Origin of the sequence: Pedobacter agri (assembly GCF_032678665.1) — a bacterium.
Classification (GTDB): domain Bacteria; phylum Bacteroidota; class Bacteroidia; order Sphingobacteriales; family Sphingobacteriaceae; genus Pedobacter; species Pedobacter agri_A.
The window spans coordinates 162,242-180,626 of the sequence record NZ_JAVTSH010000002.1; the positions used below are offsets into that span (position 1 = coordinate 162,242).

The 18,385-nt window shown below is 36.6% G+C and carries 20 protein-coding genes and 1 tRNA gene; 12 read left to right on the forward strand and 9 right to left on the reverse strand.

What is annotated here, in order from left to right; genetic code table 11:
- Window positions 1-108: 108 nt before the first annotated feature.
- Entirely contained in the window at window positions 109-744 is a 636-nt protein-coding gene (locus tag R2Q70_RS04205) for a hypothetical protein (RefSeq protein ID WP_316806403.1), read from the reverse strand.
- 179 nt (window positions 745-923) lie between these two features.
- Window positions 924-995: transfer RNA gene (locus R2Q70_RS04210), tRNA-Arg, on the reverse strand.
- A gap of 487 nt (window positions 996-1,482) precedes the next feature.
- On the opposite strand from R2Q70_RS04210, the gene mgtE reads away from it, so the two are divergent.
- Both mgtE and R2Q70_RS04220 read left to right on the forward strand, forming a co-directional pair.
- Entirely contained in the window at window positions 1,483-2,856 is a 1,374-nt protein-coding gene (gene mgtE / locus R2Q70_RS04215) for a magnesium transporter (RefSeq protein ID WP_316806404.1), read from the forward strand.
- Between the two features lie 6 nt (window positions 2,857-2,862).
- Window positions 2,863-3,477: an HAD hydrolase-like protein gene (locus tag R2Q70_RS04220; protein WP_316806405.1), complete on the forward strand. Its 615-nt coding sequence runs from the start codon at window positions 2,863-2,865 to the stop codon at window positions 3,475-3,477.
- 315 nt (window positions 3,478-3,792) lie between these two features.
- On the opposite strand, the gene ychF is transcribed toward R2Q70_RS04220, so the two are convergent.
- Entirely contained in the window at window positions 3,793-4,893 is a 1,101-nt protein-coding gene (gene ychF, locus R2Q70_RS04225; protein ID WP_010600464.1) for a redox-regulated ATPase YchF, read from the reverse strand.
- A gap of 179 nt (window positions 4,894-5,072) precedes the next feature.
- Here ychF and R2Q70_RS04230 point away from each other — a divergent pair, with 179 nt between their 5' ends.
- Window positions 5,073-5,534 carry a DUF5362 family protein gene (locus R2Q70_RS04230; protein WP_316806406.1) on the forward strand — a complete coding sequence of 154 codons (462 nt, stop codon included), beginning with the start codon at window positions 5,073-5,075 and terminating at the stop codon, window positions 5,532-5,534.
- Window positions 5,535-5,616: 82 nt separating this feature from the next.
- Here R2Q70_RS04230 and R2Q70_RS04235 read toward each other — a convergent pair whose 3' ends face one another.
- Window positions 5,617-5,940 carry a DUF3276 family protein gene (locus tag R2Q70_RS04235; RefSeq protein WP_010600466.1) on the reverse strand — a complete coding sequence of 108 codons (324 nt, stop codon included), beginning with the start codon at window positions 5,938-5,940 and terminating at the stop codon, window positions 5,617-5,619.
- A gap of 79 nt (window positions 5,941-6,019) precedes the next feature.
- Entirely contained in the window at window positions 6,020-7,810 is a 1,791-nt protein-coding gene (locus R2Q70_RS04240) for an ABC transporter ATP-binding protein (protein WP_316806407.1), read from the reverse strand.
- Window positions 7,811-7,918: 108 nt separating this feature from the next.
- Between R2Q70_RS04240 and R2Q70_RS04245 the strand changes: the two genes are divergently transcribed.
- From R2Q70_RS04245 to R2Q70_RS04280, 8 genes are all read left to right on the forward strand, one after another.
- Window positions 7,919-9,007, forward strand: coding sequence for a Glu/Leu/Phe/Val dehydrogenase (locus tag R2Q70_RS04245; protein ID WP_316806408.1), 1,089 nt, complete (start codon window positions 7,919-7,921; stop codon window positions 9,005-9,007).
- A 46-nt stretch (window positions 9,008-9,053) separates the two neighbouring features.
- On the forward strand, window positions 9,054-10,004 hold the full coding sequence (gene nusB / locus R2Q70_RS04250; protein WP_116167513.1) for a transcription antitermination factor NusB: 951 nt from the start codon (window positions 9,054-9,056) through the stop codon (window positions 10,002-10,004).
- 1 nt (window position 10,005) lies between these two features.
- Window positions 10,006-10,446, forward strand: a complete 441-nt coding sequence (locus R2Q70_RS04255; RefSeq protein ID WP_316806409.1) for a DUF1573 domain-containing protein — start codon at window positions 10,006-10,008, stop codon at window positions 10,444-10,446.
- Between the two features lie 67 nt (window positions 10,447-10,513).
- On the forward strand, window positions 10,514-10,837 hold the full coding sequence (yajC, locus tag R2Q70_RS04260) for a preprotein translocase subunit YajC (RefSeq protein ID WP_316806410.1): 324 nt from the start codon (window positions 10,514-10,516) through the stop codon (window positions 10,835-10,837).
- Between the two features lie 187 nt (window positions 10,838-11,024).
- Complete coding sequence (locus R2Q70_RS04265) at window positions 11,025-11,972, forward strand: YbbR-like domain-containing protein (protein WP_316806411.1); 948 nt, start codon at window positions 11,025-11,027, stop codon at window positions 11,970-11,972.
- Complete coding sequence (gene coaE, locus R2Q70_RS04270; RefSeq protein ID WP_316806412.1) at window positions 11,972-12,580, forward strand: dephospho-CoA kinase; 609 nt, start codon at window positions 11,972-11,974, stop codon at window positions 12,578-12,580. Before R2Q70_RS04265 ends, coaE begins: the two co-directional genes overlap by 1 nt.
- An 89-nt stretch (window positions 12,581-12,669) precedes the next feature.
- Window positions 12,670-13,614 carry an exonuclease gene (locus R2Q70_RS04275; RefSeq protein ID WP_316806413.1) on the forward strand — a complete coding sequence of 315 codons (945 nt, stop codon included), beginning with the start codon at window positions 12,670-12,672 and terminating at the stop codon, window positions 13,612-13,614.
- Between the two features lie 104 nt (window positions 13,615-13,718).
- A complete protein-coding gene (locus R2Q70_RS04280; protein ID WP_316806414.1) occupies window positions 13,719-13,862 on the forward strand; it encodes a DUF5522 domain-containing protein in 144 nt (47 codons plus the stop codon).
- 9 nt (window positions 13,863-13,871) lie between these two features.
- On the opposite strand, the gene R2Q70_RS04285 is transcribed toward R2Q70_RS04280, so the two are convergent.
- The 4 genes from R2Q70_RS04285 to R2Q70_RS04300 form a co-directional block, all read right to left on the reverse strand.
- A complete protein-coding gene (locus R2Q70_RS04285; RefSeq protein ID WP_316806415.1) occupies window positions 13,872-14,465 on the reverse strand; it encodes a Uma2 family endonuclease in 594 nt (197 codons plus the stop codon).
- 63 nt (window positions 14,466-14,528) lie between these two features.
- Window positions 14,529-15,251: a ZIP family metal transporter gene (locus tag R2Q70_RS04290; RefSeq protein WP_316806416.1), complete on the reverse strand. Its 723-nt coding sequence runs from the start codon at window positions 15,249-15,251 to the stop codon at window positions 14,529-14,531.
- Window positions 15,251-15,814: a phosphatase PAP2 family protein gene (locus R2Q70_RS04295; RefSeq protein ID WP_316806417.1), complete on the reverse strand. Its 564-nt coding sequence runs from the start codon at window positions 15,812-15,814 to the stop codon at window positions 15,251-15,253. Before R2Q70_RS04295 ends, R2Q70_RS04290 begins: the two co-directional genes overlap by 1 nt.
- Window positions 15,811-16,542: a class I SAM-dependent methyltransferase gene (locus R2Q70_RS04300; protein ID WP_316806418.1), complete on the reverse strand. Its 732-nt coding sequence runs from the start codon at window positions 16,540-16,542 to the stop codon at window positions 15,811-15,813. The genes R2Q70_RS04295 and R2Q70_RS04300 overlap by 4 nt, the downstream gene beginning before the upstream one ends.
- 451 nt (window positions 16,543-16,993) lie before the next feature.
- Here R2Q70_RS04300 and glmM point away from each other — a divergent pair, with 451 nt between their 5' ends.
- Window positions 16,994-18,382, forward strand: a complete 1,389-nt coding sequence (glmM, locus tag R2Q70_RS04305; protein WP_316806419.1) for a phosphoglucosamine mutase — start codon at window positions 16,994-16,996, stop codon at window positions 18,380-18,382.
- The last annotated feature ends 3 nt before the right edge of the window (window positions 18,383-18,385 follow it).

Below are 18,385 nucleotides of genomic sequence, written 5' to 3' on the forward strand. Positions count from 1 at the left end.
TATTGAGATTGTTTTGCAGACAATCACCGTCTCGATTACAAATCATAAAAGCGCCCAAAATAAAAATGGAGCGCTTTTTTTACTTATAATTTTTTATTGCGTTCTAATTTATTCATTTGGCTTATTTGCCGTTAACAACGCACCAAGTTTTTTGCCCCGTTCTGTTTCCTTTATACTTGAGCTAAAAGATGAAAAGATTTTCTCGTAATCCAGTGCTTCGCTGTATTTGATAAACATCTCATTAGTTCTCAGTATAAACAAAGCGTGTAAAAAAGTTATGGAAATCGGCGAATCTGTATGGGAAACAAAAAAATCGTTATATTTTAAGCTTTTTATGGCAGCTTTCATATCTAAAAGATCACTATTCAACTTTCCACCCTTTACAATGGCATCATCAATGGAACCCGAAATGAAAATTTTAGTACCTTCTTCTAAAGCGATTTGGCGGGTTTCCGGATCAACAAAGGCAAACCTTCGCCTTGCATCCGCAAAGGTACGGGTAGAATCTTTTCCAAAATAAAGACTCACAATTTTGTTTTCTAAATCGGAATTTTTCGAAAATATAAATTCAAATTTTTTCTCAATAATTGGTTGGATATACCGGGTTTTGGTATCCGCATCATATAAAAAGGCATATTTATATTCTGATAATGAGCTTATCTCTCCAGATAATAATATGCTTTTTGTTTGTGCGAATAGCTTTGATGTTGTTACGATAAGAAGAAAGAGGAGAAAACGTTTCATTTTAGATTATTTAATACTTTCTAAAATAGATAAAATATTATTTACCTGGGCGCCCATTCCGCATTTTGTTTTTTTGCGCTTGATTATTTATTGCTTTTTTTTGAATAGCAATGCTTCAACAATGTGAAAATTTATGACAATAAAAAAGGAGGCAACACGACTAATGTTGCCTCCTTTTGTGCTCCCGACGAGATTCGAACTCATATCGATGGTACCGGAAACCATAATTCTATCCATTGAACTACGGGAGCGCGGGTGCAAATATAGAAAATCAAAATGTTAGTTTCTTGTAATAAGAAGCCTAAAATCAACTTTGTTTGTGTCAAGTTCAAACAAGAGGTTTGGTTTGCTGTTGGTTTTTGAAGATAGCATGGTAATAATGTGGCAGATAGAATGCCCAGGTATTAATTTCTGTTGCATAAAAAGGTGGCTTTAATTGAGGTTTTTGATGAGCGCTGATGGAATTTCATTAGTTAAGGAATTGATTTTCGCTAACCGAAGCATTCAAAAGACAATCTGAAGAGGCGAACTAAACCTTATTGCAGCGATATCCTTTTGAGCCCTTCAGCGAGAAAGATAAAGCGGAAAGAAGGACTGCCGAAACCGAAGGGTTAATGGCCTTGCTTTACTAAAAATTAATGTGCGCTTAACTTCGAAATTGGCATTTCTAAAAATAAAAACGCACCTTTGCGAACCGTTAATGAAGGTTTTGGCATGTAAAAAAAATAAAAATTGTTTATGGAAGAATTGGTTGTAGAAGAGATTCAGGAACTGCTTGAAAAGGAGAATGATAAGGCGCTTAAGCATTATCTGGATGAACTGAATATCTCGGATGTTGAAGAATTAATTGACGAACTTCCGCAATATGCAGCCAAATTTATTGAAACCATTTCACTGAACCGGGCGGTTAATGTTTTCCGAATCCTCGATTTTCCAACTCAGGAAAGAATTATTAAAAAACTTACGGGGAATAAGCTGAATCAGATTATTAAAGATTTGCCACCAGACGACCGTACGGCACTTTTTAGTGAGTTAAAAGGCGATGTGGTAAAGAAAATGATTACGCTTTTACCTCCCGAAGAACGAAAAGAATCGCTTGCGCTTTTGGGCTACAACGAGTATAGTATTGGCCGGTTAATGACGCCTGATTACATTGCGGTTAAGCCTGAGTGGACAATAGCAAGGGTTTTGGCACACATTAGGCGTTACGGTAAGAATTCGGAAACCATTGATGTGGTTTACGTAATTGATAAAGATGGGGCGCTACTGGACGATATCCGAATAAGGGAAGTTTTATTGGCCGATCCGGAAGCGGTTATTGGCGAATTAACCGATAAGCGATTCATTGCACTAAAGGCAAACGATCCACAAGAAGATGCAATTAGTATTTTTAGAATGAATAATCGGGTGGCTTTACCCGTAGTTGACGAAAATAATATTCTTTTAGGTATTGTGACGGTTGATGACATCCTTTGGATTGCCAATGAAGAATATACAGAAGATATTCATAAAATTGGTGGCTCGCAGGCTTTAGATGAACCATACTTGGATGTGCCTGTTTTTGAACTGTATAAAAAACGAATTGTTTGGCTCATCGTTTTATTTTTTGGTGAGCTTTTAACAATTGCAGCCATGTCTAATTTCGAAAACCAGATTGCACAGGTGGTTATTTTAGCCACATTTATTCCTTTGATTATTTCGAGTGGCGGTAACAGTGGTTCTCAGGCAGCAACGCTTATTATCCAGGCCATGGCCCTTGGAGAGGTAACGGTTAGAGATTGGTGGAACGTAATGCGAAGAGAGATTTTTTCGGGAATTTTACTGGGCTGTACTTTGTGCCTGCTTAGCTTCGCTGTAATTGGTGCATGGCAATTGTTTTGGCCAGGCTTTACTGATCATTACATCAGGATTGGCTTAGTTGTAGGCTGCTCATTAATTGGCGTGGTGCTTTGGGGTACTTTAATGGGCTCGATGTTACCACTATTGCTCAAAAAAGTTGGTGCCGACCCGGCGGTGTCTTCTACACCTTTTGTAGCCACCCTTGTTGATGTAACCGGTTTAATCATTTATTTCTCATTCGCCATCCTGTTTTTAAAAGGCGTTTTACTTTAAACTATTATGCAAAAGAAAATTACCACACTTTTTACCGATATCGGCGGCGTATTGTTAACGAATGGTTGGGACAGGCAAGCGAGGGGAGAAGCTGCAGTACTTTTTAATCTCGATTCTGTTGATTTAGAAGAACGCCATCATTTAACCTTTGATACTTACGAGGTAGGTAAGCTAACGCTTGATGAGTATTTGGAACGCATTGTTTTTTTCGAAGAACGTTCGTTTTCTTACGATGATTTTAAGGAATTTATGTTCAGCAAATCCTTGGATTATCCAGAAATGATTGCCTTGGTTTGCGAATTAAAGAAGAAATATAATTTAAAAGTAGCAGTAATTAGTAACGAGGGAAGAGAATTGAATCAATACCGCATCAGCACTTTTAAACTAAATGAATTTGTCGATTTTTTCGTGTCATCGAGTTTCGTTCATTTTCGTAAACCTGATGCTGATATTTTCAAAGTAGCGATTGATATTTCGCAAAGCGATGTAGAGACGAGTTTATACATTGATGACCGAATGCTTTTTGTTCAGGTTGCTGAAGGATTGGGTTTGAAAGGAATTCACCACACCACTTATGAAGATACCAAAGCGCAATTAGCGGGTTATGGATTAGAAGTTTAAATGGTATCCCGCAGATTTAGCTTAATTACGCAGAGGAGATCATGAAGGATATTGGCTTGCAAAATTTAAGTCATTCATCTTTCCTGATTTACAAAAGTTTAGAAGGTATCCCGCAGATTTAGATGATTTACGCAGAATAGAGAACTAAGGATATTGGCTTACAATAATTCACCTCACTGATCTTTCTTGATCTCTAAATAAAAATCTGCGGAAATTTGCGTGATCTGCGGGAAAAAACATAAAAAAGAACCAACAAAAAAGCCACTCTCTCGAATGGCCTTATACTTATCAAATCCTCCTTCAGGGGTTGGGGAATTATACGTTAAACCTGAAATGCATGATGTCGCCATCTTCTACCACATAGGTTTTACCTTCTACACCTAGTTTACCAGCATCTTTACAAGCATTCTCAGAACCTAAGGTTACGAAATCATTGTATTTTATTACTTCAGCACGGATAAAACCTTTTTCAAAATCGGTATGGATTACTCCAGCTGCTTGTGGCGCTGTAAATCCTTTGGTAATTGTCCAGGCTCTAACTTCTTGCACACCTGCAGTGAAGTAAGTGTAAAGGTTTAATAATTTGTAAGCTGCACGAATCAATTTGTTTACGCCAGATTCATCCAAGCCTAAATCGGCTAGAAATTCCTGACGCTCCTCATAGCTTTCTAACTCTGCAATTTCTGATTCAATTTTTGCAGAAATGACTAACACCTCTGCATTTTCATCAGCAACATTTGCTTTTACCAGATCAACATATTTGTTTCCTGTAACAACCGATGCCTCATCAACATTGCAAACATACATCACCGGTTTTTGAGTCAAAAGACCTAAATCTTCGATAAAATCAAAATCTTCCTGTGCCAATGGCGCAGTACGGATCGATTTTCCACTTTCTAAATGTGATTTAACAACAGTTAAAATTTCATAGGTACGTTTTGCATCTTTGTCTCCGCCGGTTTTAGCCATCTTCTCAACTTTTTGAATGCGTTTTTCAACGGTATCCAAATCTTTAAGCTGCAATTCTGTATCAATAATTTCCCTGTCGCGAATCGGGTCAACTGAACCATCTACGTGAATTACGTTTCCATCATCAAAGCAACGTAGAACGTGTATAATTGCATTTGTAGCACGGATGTTTCCAAGAAACTGATTTCCTAAACCTTCACCTTTTGAAGCACCTTTTACTAAACCTGCGATATCGACAATTTCAATTGTGTTTGGTTGTACCTTGTTTGGTTTAACCAGTTCAGCAAGCTTAGTTAAACGCTCATCAGGCACAGTGATTACGCCAACATTTGGTTCAATTGTACAAAACGGAAAGTTTGCTGCCTGAGCTTTCGCGTTTGATAAACAGTTAAAAAGAGTCGATTTTCCAACATTTGGTAAACCTACAATACCACATTGTAATGCCATTTATATTATATTGATTTTATTATTTAAGATTTACGATTTACGATTTCACCTTTCACCTTTCACCTTTCACCTTTCACCTTTTTCAGGCGGCAAAGATAAGCTTTTAAACCTTTATTTAAAGATGGCAATTTGTGGTACATGGATATTTTATCTAAGTTTATAGAAAATTAAAACACATTATGGAAGAATTTGAGCAGCAGAAAGCGGAAGAAGTAAAATTGGTGGTTACCGAAGACATGCGCAGTTATCTTTACGATATTACCAAATGGGCTAAGTTTCTTTCGGTTGTAGGTTTCGTTATTTCTATTTTTATTATTATTGCTGCATTCAGTATCCCTGCATTGGTAGATAATAATCCGGCTATAGCGGCACAAATGGGGCCACTAGGCGCTAGTGGAGCAACAATTATCACCGTAATTTATTTTGTAATGGGCTTGCTGTTATTTTATCCGAGTATATTATTAAACAGAGTGGCGAACAAAGGAAAACAAGGTGTATTATTTGGCGACCAGGAAAACTTAAATCAGGCGGTATCAAATTTAAAATCGCTTTTTAAATTTTGGGGCGTAGTAACGATCGCCATTATCGCATTTTATTTTTTAATGATATTTTTGGTTGGTGCCGGAATGGCCGTAGCCTAGGTATATTTGATCGATACACCTCATGCAAATAAGAAAGCCTTTGTCGATGTAACAAAGGCTTTTTTATTGAAATTATATTTACTTAAAATGAAAAATCATCGGTTGCTTTAGTGCTGTGCTCTCCGTTTTCAGAGTACTCGTAACGTTTTTCAACAACATCCTGGTGAGTTTTAATGTAATCAACAGTTTCGTTTAAACCTTCTGCAAATTTCTCGAAATCTTCCTTGTATAAAAAGATTTTGTGTTTAACGAATACACCGTCTTCTAATCTTTTCTTGCTCTCGGTAACTGTTAAATAATAATCACCTGAGCGAGTAGCCTTCACGTCGAAGAAATAAGTTCTCTTACCTGCTCTTACTTTCTTTGAAAAAACTTCTTCTCTTTCCTTGTTGTCGAATTCTCCCATGGTTGGTATTGATGTTGGTTTTTGGTTTCGGTAAATATAAAGCAAATATTTAAAGTACAAAATACAATTTTAATACAATTTAAATTGTTCTTGTTTCTTCTTCCAGGAGTTGATTGTTATAAAGCTCGGTATAACTGCCATTTAAGCTAAGTAATTCATTGTGTGTGCCTTGTTCAATGATTTTTCCGTTGTCGAGAACTAATATTTTATCGGCATTTTTTATAGTAGAAATACGGTGGGCAATTAATATGCTGGTTCTGCCCAGCATTATTTTACCTAAATTTTGTAGGATTTCTTCTTCAGTTTTGGTGTCAACAGCCGATAAACAATCATCAAATATTAAAATTTTAGGCGATTTGATTAATGCTCTTGCAATGGAAACCCGTTGTTTTTGTCCGCCAGATAATGTAATGCCGCGTTCGCCAAGCATCGTTTGGAATTTTTCTTCAAATCCCATAATGTTATTGTAAACCGAAGCGTTTTTCGCCGCATTAAAAACTTCCTCATCCGTTACCTGATCTAAACCAAAAGCAATATTATTTTTAATGGTATCTGAAAAAAGAAAAACTTCCTGGGGTACAAAACCAATCTGGCTGCGGTAATTCTTAAGGTTAAGCGATTTTAGATTTTCTCCGTCAATGTTAATACTACCGTTTTCAACATCATACATTCGCATCAAAAGATTCGCCAATGTTGATTTTCCTGAACCTGTTTTTCCAATTATGGCAACAAATTCTCCACTTTTAATTTGAAAGTTAACGTTTTTCAATGCTTCAATTCCGGTATCAGGATAGGTGAAACTTACGTTTTCAAACTTGATATTGCCGTTGATTTCCTTTTCTGCTGTATTTGTAGATTGAATATCAGATGGAATATCCAAAAATTCGTTAATACGCTTTTGAGATGCAGCCGCCCGTTGAATGAGCGAAGTTACCCAACCCAACATGGTTACAGGGAAGGTTAACTGATTAATGTAAATGATAAACTCTGCAATATTTCCGGCAGTAATGCTTCCATTCATCACCTGGTTGCCACCAACGTAAATGGTAAGGATGGTACTTAATCCTATTAGTAACAACATGGTAGGATAAAAAAGCGCTGAAACCTTCACCAGGCTCATTGAATCTTTTTTATAATCATTACTTTGAATTTCAAACATATTTCGGGTGTAATCTTCTCGTACGTAAGATTTTATAATCCGAATACCTGAAAAACGTTCTTGTACAAAACTCGATAAATCTGATAATCGCTCCTGTATTTTTCCACTCTTCTTAAATATCAGGGTATTTACATAGTAGATGATGATGACCAGAAAAGGTAGTGGGAGCAGGCAATAGATTGCCAGTTTGGAATTCACATCAAACATCGACCAGATGATGAGTACAGATAGCACAAACGTATTGATGGTATACATAATTGCCGGGCCCACATACATTCTAACACGGTTTACATCTTCAGTAGCACGGTTCATTAAGTCGCCGGTATTGTTCCGGCGGTAAAAACCTAAACTTAATTTTTGATAGTGCTGATAGATGTCATTTTTCATGTCAAACTCAATATGCCTAGACATGAGAATGATCGTTTGACGCATGAAAAATAGAAACAATCCCCGTAAAACATATAATGCGATGACAAGCAAGCCAAAGTATAAAAGATTGCTGCTGAAAATATCGTAAATAATTTGCTGGCGGTTAAAACCATTAAACAAATTGTAAACCTGAACATTTTCTGTAATTAAATCAACAGCATAACCGATAACCTGCGCTGGTACCACGCCGAAAATATTCGAGATCACCACGAAAATACTGCCCGGAATAATCCACCATTTATATTTTAAGAAGTATTTGTTTAATCTGCTCAGATGTTTCATTCCTGACAAATTTAGCCAAAGCAGAGATAATTTTGTTATAGTTTCGTGAAATAGGTGTAATAATGGTTTTTTATTTTAATTTTGCAGCAGGTTAGCCGAACGTTCATTATGCCAGCAAATTCTTCGTCAGATTCATCCATTCTAGAGCAATTGAGTGCTTACGGGCATAAAAAATTGGTTTTTTGTAATGATCCCGATACAGGTTTAAAAGCTATTATTGCCATTCATGATACAACTTTAGGGCCTGCTTTAGGCGGAACCAGGATGTGGAGTTATGCAACCGAAGGTGAAGCGCTTGAAGATGCGTTACGCTTATCTCGCGGTATGACTTACAAGTCGGCCATTACAGGTTTGAATTTGGGTGGCGGAAAAGGTGTCATCATCGGCGATTCTCGTAAAGATAAAACTGAAACTTTAATGCGTAGCTATGGCAGGTTTATTAAAAACCTCAATGGCGAATTCATCACCGCTGAAGAAATGGGAACCAATACGCGTGATATGGAATATATTCGTATGGAAACCAATTATGTAACCGGCGTACCAGAATCAATTGGAGGTGCAGGTAATCCTGCTCCCTTTACTGCTCAAGGTGTTTATTTAGGTATTAAAGCAAGTGTAAAAGAGGTTTTCGGTACTGACATGTTAGCCGGTAGAACCATTGTTGTACAGGGGATTGGAAATGTTGGCGAACATTTGGTTGCTTTATTGAGGAAGGAAAATGCTGAGGTATTAATTAGCGACATTAATCAGGAACAATTGACTTATGTAGCCCGTAAATACAAGGCAAAACCTATCGAGGCTGACAAAATTTTTGGTTGCGATGCAGATGTTTACGCCCCTTGCGCAATGGGTGCCACGGTTAACAACAAAACCATCGAAAGGATGAAGTTTGCAATTATTGCAGGCTCAGCAAACAATCAGTTAAAAGATGAAGTTTTAGATAGTGAGTTACTGCTGAAAAAAGGAATTCTTTTTGCCCCGGATTATTTAATTAATGCCGGCGGATTAATTTCCTGTTATTCGGAATGGACTGGTTTTGGAAAGAAGCGTACTGTTCAGCTTACGGAGAATATTTACGATGCTACACGCAGTGTGATCAAATTGAGTAAAACTGAAAATATATCAACAAATATTGCTGCAAACCGTATCGCTGAAAAGCGTATTGCAGATGTTAAAAAAATCAAATCATCATATTAAATAATTATTAAAACAGGTTTTATAAACCGCACTCGTTCTTACATTCATGTTAAACAGAAGGCACTTAAGAATCAAAGCTTTGCAAAACATTTTTGCATGGCACATGGCAGACAAAAAAGACATTAAAGGTGATCTTAAAACTTTAATGCAAAGCATCGATAGCGTGTACGAAATGTACATCTGGATGTTATCACTAATGGTTGAAGTTACCGAGTTCACAGCCAATGATGCTGCAGAACGTGCTAACAAACACCTTAAAACAGCTGAGGATTTAAATCCGAATATGAAATTGCTACACAATAAGTTTAGCGTTTTAATGCAGCAAAATCCTGAGTATGTTTCAGCAGTAAAAAAGTACAAGGTAGATTGGGGTTTCGATCCGGAAATTCGTAAAACGGTATTTAACTCTTTAAAAGCATCAAAAGAATATGCAGATTACCTTGCCGATCCGAACGAAAGTTTAGAATCATCAAAAGATATCATCAAATATATTTTCAGAAAAATCATCCTTAAAAACCAGGGAATTATTCAGGTTTTTGAAGAGAAATTTATCAACTGGCAAGTAGATCACGAAGTGATGAAAGGTATGGTTGCCAAAACACTGAAGAACTTTACTTTTGATGATCCTTTTAAAAACAAATTAACTGAAATTAGTGCCGACTGGATTGAAGACAGCAAGTTTGTTCAGGATTTATTTGTTTACACTTTGCAAAATGATGCAAAATATCAGGAGTTGATTGCAGAGCGTACAAAGAACTGGGAGTCGGAGCGTATTGCGCTAATGGATACCATTTTAATGAAAATGGCGATTTGTGAGTTGTTAAATTTCCCATCAATTCCGGTAAAAGTTACCATCAACGAGTATCTTGAATTATCAAAAGATTACAGTACACCGAAAAGTAATTCGTTCATAAACGGTATTTTAGACAAAATTTTAGGTGATCTTAAAAAAACGAATACGATCAAAAAGATCGGTCGTGGTTTAATTGAAGAGTAAAATGAAAAAAATATTCATCCTTGCCATTGCGGCTTTATCATTTACTGCTTGTCGCAATGCTAATAATTCAACAACAGCAGTTGCCGGAGGTGATTCATCGGGCACCACAATTGCTTCACCAGATGCAGCAGTAATTGTGTTTGAGAGCGATATTTTTGATTTCAAAAAAATCAATCAGGGCGAAAAAGTTCAGCATGATTTCAAATTTAAAAATACTGGTAAAAGCCCTTTAATTATTTCGAATGCTACCGCTACTTGTGGTTGTACCGTTCCTGAAGTTCCAAAAGAACCAATTTTGCCTGGCAAAGAAGGTGTAATTAAAGTGATTTTTAATAGCGAAGGCAAAGAAGGCATGCAAGATAAGGTAGTTACGGTAACTTCTAATGCAAACCCAACCATTGCCACCGTACATTTGGTAGGAGAGGTACTTACCAAAAAATAATAAATTGAATGATGATGAGTTAACTACAATTAGCCATAATCAACTTTATAAATATAATAGATAAGAAATGACATCAACAGTAATTTTACAAGCAACAGGTGGATTTGGCCAGTACGGACAATTAATCATGTTAGGTGCTATCGCGGTAGTGTTCTACTTTTTCATGATCCGTCCTCAGGTTAAAAAAGCAAAAGACCATAAAAAACTAATCGAAGGATTGAAAAAAGGTGATAAGATTATTACCACAGCGGGTATTCACGGCCGTATTGCAGATATGAATGATACCACTTTCTTAATTGAAGTTGAAGGTGGAGTTAAAATTCGTTTCGATAAATCAGCAGTTTCCTTAGATGCCACTAAAGCGGTTGTAGCACCAGCGGCAAAAGCATAATTTAAGCTTATCTTTTTTGAAGAGGGTGTTCAGATGAATTGGACACCCTTTTTTATTTTATAGTGTTGATAAACTTCAAAAAGAGTTAGTTGATTAGATTATTTTTGAGCCACTACTTAATTTGCTACATTTGAAACAATTGTTACCTGAAACAGAAACTTAAACGCAGTTTGGTTTACTTTACAATATGCCCTTTATTAGATTAACTCAAGTCGAGAGACGCCGTGCACTTACACTTTTAGCCTGTTTATTTCTGGCTGTAGCAGCATGGCTTTTTATGGCGTTGAATAACAAATACAATTATATTGCAAAAACGGTTATTGTCTTCAAAAATAATCCAACCAAGCGGGCGTTTTATCCTTTACAATCTGATACTGTTGATTTAGAAGTTGAAGGAACGGGTTGGCAACTGCTATTCGCCAGATTGAGAATCAGTCCTCCATCTATTTCTGTCAACCTGAGTCAGCTGAATACTAAGGATTTCATCGTGTTTTCTGATCAGCTTTACCAAGTGAATAAACAGGTTGGCAGTGCTCAAAAAGTTATTTCCGTTAAGCCAGATACGCTTTATTTCGATTTTACCAAAAGGGTAGTGAAAAATGTTGATGTTAGGCTGGTTAGCAAACTCGAATTTGCAAAGCAGTATGGTTTGGCTAAAGAAACCATTCTCAGCCCGAGGAAGATAAAAGTAGCCGGTCCGATGGAAGAATTAAGCAAAATTGAGTTCTGGCCAACTGATACTTTGAAAATCAGTAACCTGCAAAATAGTAGTACTGTTAGGATAGGGTTGCAGCACAGCATTCATAAAAATGTAAGTATTTATCCATCGTCAACGGAAGTGAAATTGTCGGTTGATGAATTTACAGAAAAAACTGTTGAAGTACCTTTGAAGATCATTAACAATACAAACTATAATAGCATCAAATTATATCCCAAAAAAATAAAAGTAACATTTCTGGTTGCGCTAGGTAGTTATGCTGAAGTGAATGCAAATTTTATAACAGCTACTGTAGATGTAGATGAGTGGAAGAATTTAGGTCATAAACAATTCGCAGTTAAAATAACAGAATTTCCGGATTACTGTAAGCTGGTTAGTATCAGCCCGTCAAAAGTTGATTTCGTTGTAGAAAAATAATGTATAAAGTTGGTATAACAGGTGGCATCGGTAGTGGCAAAACTACCATTTGCAAAGTTTTCGAGGTTTTGGGTATCCCTGTTTTTTATGCGGATACCGAAGCGAAAAATATAATGGTTCAGGATGAACTACTGATCGCGGGAATTAAAAAAAACTTTGGTAAGGATAGTTATTTTGACGATGGAAAACTAAATAACAAACATATTGCGGGCATCGTTTTTAATAGCGAAGCTGAATTGGCAAAATTAAATGCCCTGGTTCATCCTGCTGTGTTCAGGGCGTTTGATAGATGGGAAGAATCAATTGATCCGAATGTTCCCTATACACTAAAAGAAGCAGCATTACTTTTCGAAAGTGGTTCTTACAAAATGTGCGATACGACGATTTTGGTAACTGCTCCGCTTGAAGTAAAATTGGCAAGGGTAATGCAACGCGATCAGGTGTCAGCAGAGCAGGTTAAAGCAAGGATAGACAAGCAGTGGAGTGATGAAGAAAAAGCAAAATTGGCCAATCATTTCGTTATCAACGATGAATCCAATTCAATTATTGAACAGGTTTTATCCCTACACCATCTTTTTCTGAATACTGCTGCTGGTGTGCAGATTTAATCTTCATCTTATCTTTTATCAATGTATTTTCTCCAAGTGATGTTTCAACTAAAATCATGTTTATCCTTAAATCTTAAAAATCCTGATCAATGATTTTAGACGATTTTATAACCATCACCCCAACAGGTCTATACTGTGTGTATGGCGATTTCTATTTAGATCCGCAACAACCGGTTAATGAGGCAGTGGTATCTCATGCCCATGGCGATCATGCCGTAGGGGGAAGTCAGCATGTGCATTGCACTGCGGCGACACAAAGTTTCATGAAACATCGTTACCGTAAGTTTGCAGCTGGTGATTTTTATACCAGAAATTACCACGAAACGTTTAAAATTAAAGATGTAGCCATTACTTTTTATCCTGCCGGCCATATATTGGGTTCGGCGCAAGTTTTGATGGAATATCAAGGCACAAAATACCTTTATACCGGCGATTATAAAATTGAACCTGACGTTACCTGCGAGCCTTTTGAATTTATCGCTGCTGATGTGTTGATTACGGAAAGTACATTTGCAAATCCTGATACCAAGCATCCATCTCCAATTGAAGAAATTAAGAAACTCAACGAAACCACTGCGAACATTATGTTGGGTGCTTATGCATTAGGTAAAAGCCAGCGGATTATTCATTTACTAAACGAACATTGCCCAACAAAAAATATAATGGTTCACCATAGCATTATGCCTTTTGTGAAAATTTATGAAGATTACGGAATGAAGATCGGCAATTATAAGATGTACGATCGTAAGGTGATGAAAAACCAGCATGAACATCAGGTTTATATCGTGCCTCCTATGGTTTTTCATAGCTACCATAAAGCCATTAATGTTGTTCGTGCTTTTGCTTCGGGGTGGAAGAATCTACAGCAACAAAACGGAATTTCACTTTACATTTCAGATCATGCAGACTGGAATGCAATTTTAGACACGATTGATAAAGTGCAACCGAAGCAGGTATGGACTCTGCATGGCGATGGGAAACAACTAAAGGATTACTTTAAAGGCAGGCTAGAAATCAAGATCATGAATGAATGATAGAATGGGTATGTGATTGAATATTTTGAGTGCGAATGGTAGTAATTAATTCACTATTCAAAATTCAGTCATTCAATAATTCAAAATTCACTCAATAATTTTTTATGAAAGAGGGCGAAGATTTTTATTTTAACGAAGCGGGCTTGATGGTTTTTACAGAAGCTTATCATTTGAAACGGGGCTATTGCTGTAAAAATAAATGCAAGCATTGCCCCTGGGGTTACGGTAAGAAAAAAGAGAAGAAATGAGTAATCTTTCTAAAATTTAACCCGTTTGTAGATATCACTCAATTTAACTTCAAATCCCATTGAAACAAACTTTAAAGCATCTTCAATTGCTTTATATTCAATTAATTCCCAGTTTTGTTTGTCGTTAAGGTAAAAGGCCTCAACCGATATAGATTCAGAATCAATTAGGATGTATTCCTTTAAGGAGGGAATATCTTTATAAAGATCGAATTTATGACCTCTGTCATAATTTTTAGTTGATGGCGATAGGATTTCGATGATTACCGTCGGTTCAATAAAAGTTTCATCATCGGCATTACTTTGTTTGACATCGTTGCAGTAGATAGAAATATCAGGATAAGTGAATAGCGTATTATTTGGAATGTGCATACGCATGTCGCTTCCAAAAGGCTCACAAGTTTTACCTTTTAACTTATTGCATATTTCTCCAAATAAATTGCTGAAAATTCTATTGTGATTTATACCTGCACCAGACATGGAAAATATCTCACCCTGAAAATACTCATGCTTTTCTTGTGATGCTTTTTCCATCTCAAGGTATTCTGCGACTGTAAAATGCCTTTTTTTGTATTCTATATTTGGTTCTTTTACAATTTCGTCCATGTACTAATTTACATAAATTTTAACAAACTCATGTTAACTGCAAACGACAAATTATTAACTCAATTAATGCGCATGTCCGGCGAAAAAACCGATCAAGGCCACACCAATACCCAGTAAAACAGCGATCATTTTTCGGGTGTTGATTTTGTGATCGGCACTTGATTCGAATAAAATTGTAGTAGAAATGTGTAGGAAAATACCGATTACAATACCCATAATTTTATTGAAATAGGCATCTATACCACCTATGGTTCCGTTACTTAAGCCAACGCTTACATAAAAACCAAGCGGTGCCATCGCAGCGAAGATGAGCAAATAGAAAATTATACCTCCTTTTTTAAAATGGTTTTGCATTAAGATGCTTGCCAGTGCAAATGCTGCAGGAATGTGGTGCAATGATATTCCAAAGATGAGTTCGTTATGCTGGTCCTTTGCCAGCGGCATTCCTTCCAAAAATGCATGTAAACATAAACTAATCATGATACCAAAGGGAAACACATGGCCATCATGGTGTTTGTGGATATGTCCATGCTCTACACCTTCTGAAAATTGCTCTAAAAATATCTGAAGTAAAAACCCAATTAAGATAAAAACACCGATTTGCCATTTATCTGGTCCGCTATACGCATCTGGAATTAAATGAAGTACGGTAATGCCAAAGAGATAAGCACCACTAAATGATAAAATCAGTTTAAGTAATTTCGATTTATCGCTTTTAACTAAAAATATAGACGAACCTCCTAATAAGGCGCAGAAAAAAAGTACGGCAAATTTCCAAGCTTCCATTAAAAATCAGGTTGTAGTTTTTTAAAAATTTGTGCACATGTAAAACCGATTATCGTACCCAGTAATGCACCTGTGGTAACATCTACAGGGTAGTGTACACCTACATAAACTTGTGCAAAACTAATAATTGCTGCCCAAAATATGCCAAGTGGTAAAATCGGTTTCCAGCGGCTGTAAAATAAGCAGATCAAAAATACCGCGATGGCAAAATGATTGGTTGCATGTGCTGATGGAAAACTTAATCCGCTGCCGCATGGAACCCGGTGGATAATATCGTTTGCCAGACTTAAATCATTACAGGGTCGAACTCTGGCTACTAAAGGCTTAATCAACCTCGATGCAGTTAAGTCGCCCAAGGCAAATGTAAAGAGCAACATCGCAATAATATAATAGCCTTGTTTTTGGTATTGCTTAATGCAAAAAATAACAATAAATAAGTAAAGTGGCGACCAGAAAAAACGGTTGCGCATTAAAGGCATCAGCCAATCGAAAAAGCCATTAGAAAGTCCACGGTGGATTTTCAAAAACAACTCAACATCAAATTGCTGTATGCTTTCTATCATGCTTTTTTGCAGATTAAAATTAAACGGTCAGAAACGCATTCGTCGAATTCTTCAAGCGAATAACTTCCAAACGTTTTTTCGATCACTATACCCGCCTTAGCCAACATTCGCCGAAAATCTTCGAATGAAAACGCCTGAACCCGTTCTTCAAAGTTGAAAGTCTTGCCCTGATCTTCAAAATTTATCTTCTTGATAATTTTTCCATCAACTACATTTTTGGTAATGTTGAAAGTGATGCCATCAAGTGATTTCACTTCGCAATGGTTTAAATTCCTGATGATTTTCTCTGTGTTGAAATAATCTAATACCAGTGTTCCATTGGCTTTTAAGCACTTCCTAAAAGTTTTTAGTGCATTTACGTGCTCTTTTTCGGTATCAAAATAGCCGAAACTGGTAAAGAGATTTAACGCAACATCGAAATAATTGATGTAAAAAAGTTTGCGCATATCATGCACCAGGAAATGTAACTTATTGTTCTCAAACTGTCTGGCATATTTTATACTTTGCTCTGATAAGTCAATGCCGGTAACATCAAAATCTTTTTTGTTCAGATAAATAGAGTGTCGGCCCTTGCCACAAGCAATATCCAATATTTTTGAATCGGGTAGTGGATTAAGGTATTTGGTAAGGTTGTCGATAAAAAATTCGGCTTCGGCATCGTTTCTTTGTTGATAAAGAATATGATAATATGGCGAATTAAACCAATACTGAAACCACTTGCGCTGCATAAAGAAAAAGCCTTTTGTTTTCGAATCTGCAAACTTAGATAAAATTGAGATAAACAAAGTACATTAATTTCACAGCTACGCAATTTATACTTAATCTGGTTGGAGATCTGGATTTAAATTTTGGAAATCAAGGCTTGGTTTTCCGTTTGGGCATGCAGCCTTACAAGCTTAACTGCGCTAAACCCGACTTAGTGGAAAACCCGCAATCCCGATTTTTCATCGGGAGAGGATTTGAAACGAGGGCGGGACTGTTGTAACCGATATCATGCTGCAACTGCTTTCCGAAAAATTAAAAATCAGTCACACGTTTGATTAAATGCCGTAACTAATTTCTACAAAACATATCGTATAAATAGATATAAAAACAATGTAAATTAACCAACCAGGCAGCCTAAAAATAGCTGCTATCTTGTTTTTTTTCTTATTTTTGAAACCTAATAAAATACACAAAGTGACTTTAATAAAATCAATTTCAGGAATAAGAGGAACCATTGGTGGACAGGCTGGAAATGGCTTAACACCCCTAGATATCGTAAAATTTACAGCAGCTTTCGGTAGTTGGGTTGTACAAAAAACAGGTAACAAAAGAATTGTTTTAGGTCGTGATGCACGCATTTCTGGTGAAATGGTAAACAATTTAGTCATTGGAACTTTGCAAGGTTTAGGCATTGAGGTAATTGATTTGGGATTATCGACCACACCAACTGTTGAGGTTGCGGTACCTGATGAACAAGCCGGTGGTGGAATTATTTTAACGGCGAGTCACAATCCGAAACAGTGGAATGCTTTAAAACTGCTAAATGCAAATGGCGAATTTATTAGCGATTTAGATGGTAAAGAAGTTTTAGATATAGCTGAAAGCGCAAGTTTCGAATTTGCTGATGTAGATAAACTGGGTAAAGTAATTAAAAACGATACTTACCTGCAAAAACATATTGATAAGGTTTTAGCATTGCCTTTGGTAGATGTTGAAGCGATTAAAAAAGCTGATTTTAAAGTCGTAATTGATTGTGTAAATTCAACTGGTGGTATTTTTATACCTGCTTTGTTGAAAGCTTTAGGGGTAACCAGAGTTACAGAACTTTACTGTGAACCAGATGGTCATTTTCCGCATAATCCGGAGCCGCTTCCAGAGAATTTAACAGAAATTTCGAAAGAGGTACAAAAGCAAAACGCCGATTTAGGTATTGTGGTTGATCCGGATGTTGACCGTTTGTGTTTCGTAAATGAAGACGGAAGCATGTTCGGCGAAGAATATACTTTAGTTGCTGTTGCTGATTATGTGTTGAAGAACACGCCCGGAAACACCGTTTCAAATTTATCATCAACACGTGCTTTACGCGACGTGACTGAAAAAGCCGGTTCAGCTTATAACGCATCGGCAGTTGGCGAGGTTAATGTGGTGAACAAAATGAAAGAAACCAAGGCCATTATTGGCGGCGAAGGTAACGGTGGAATCATCTACCCTGAATTGCACTATGGAAGAGATGCTTTGGTGGGAATTGCCTTGTTTTTAACCCATTTGGCTAAATTTGGTAAATCTATTTCATTACTAAGAAGCAGTTATCCGCAATACCACATTTCGAAAAATAAAATTACGCTTACGCCAGAAATGGATATCGATAATTTATTGAAACAGGTAGAGGAAAAATATAAAAACCAGCCTTATAGCACTATAGATGGATTAAAAATTGAATTTGATAAAACATGGGTACATTTGCGCCGTTCTAATACAGAGCCGATTATCCGTATTTACAGCGAGGCTGAGAATGAAACTGTTGCCGAAAACTTGGCCAACAAAATCATTTCAGATATTAAAGAAATCCTTAAATTGAACTAGCAA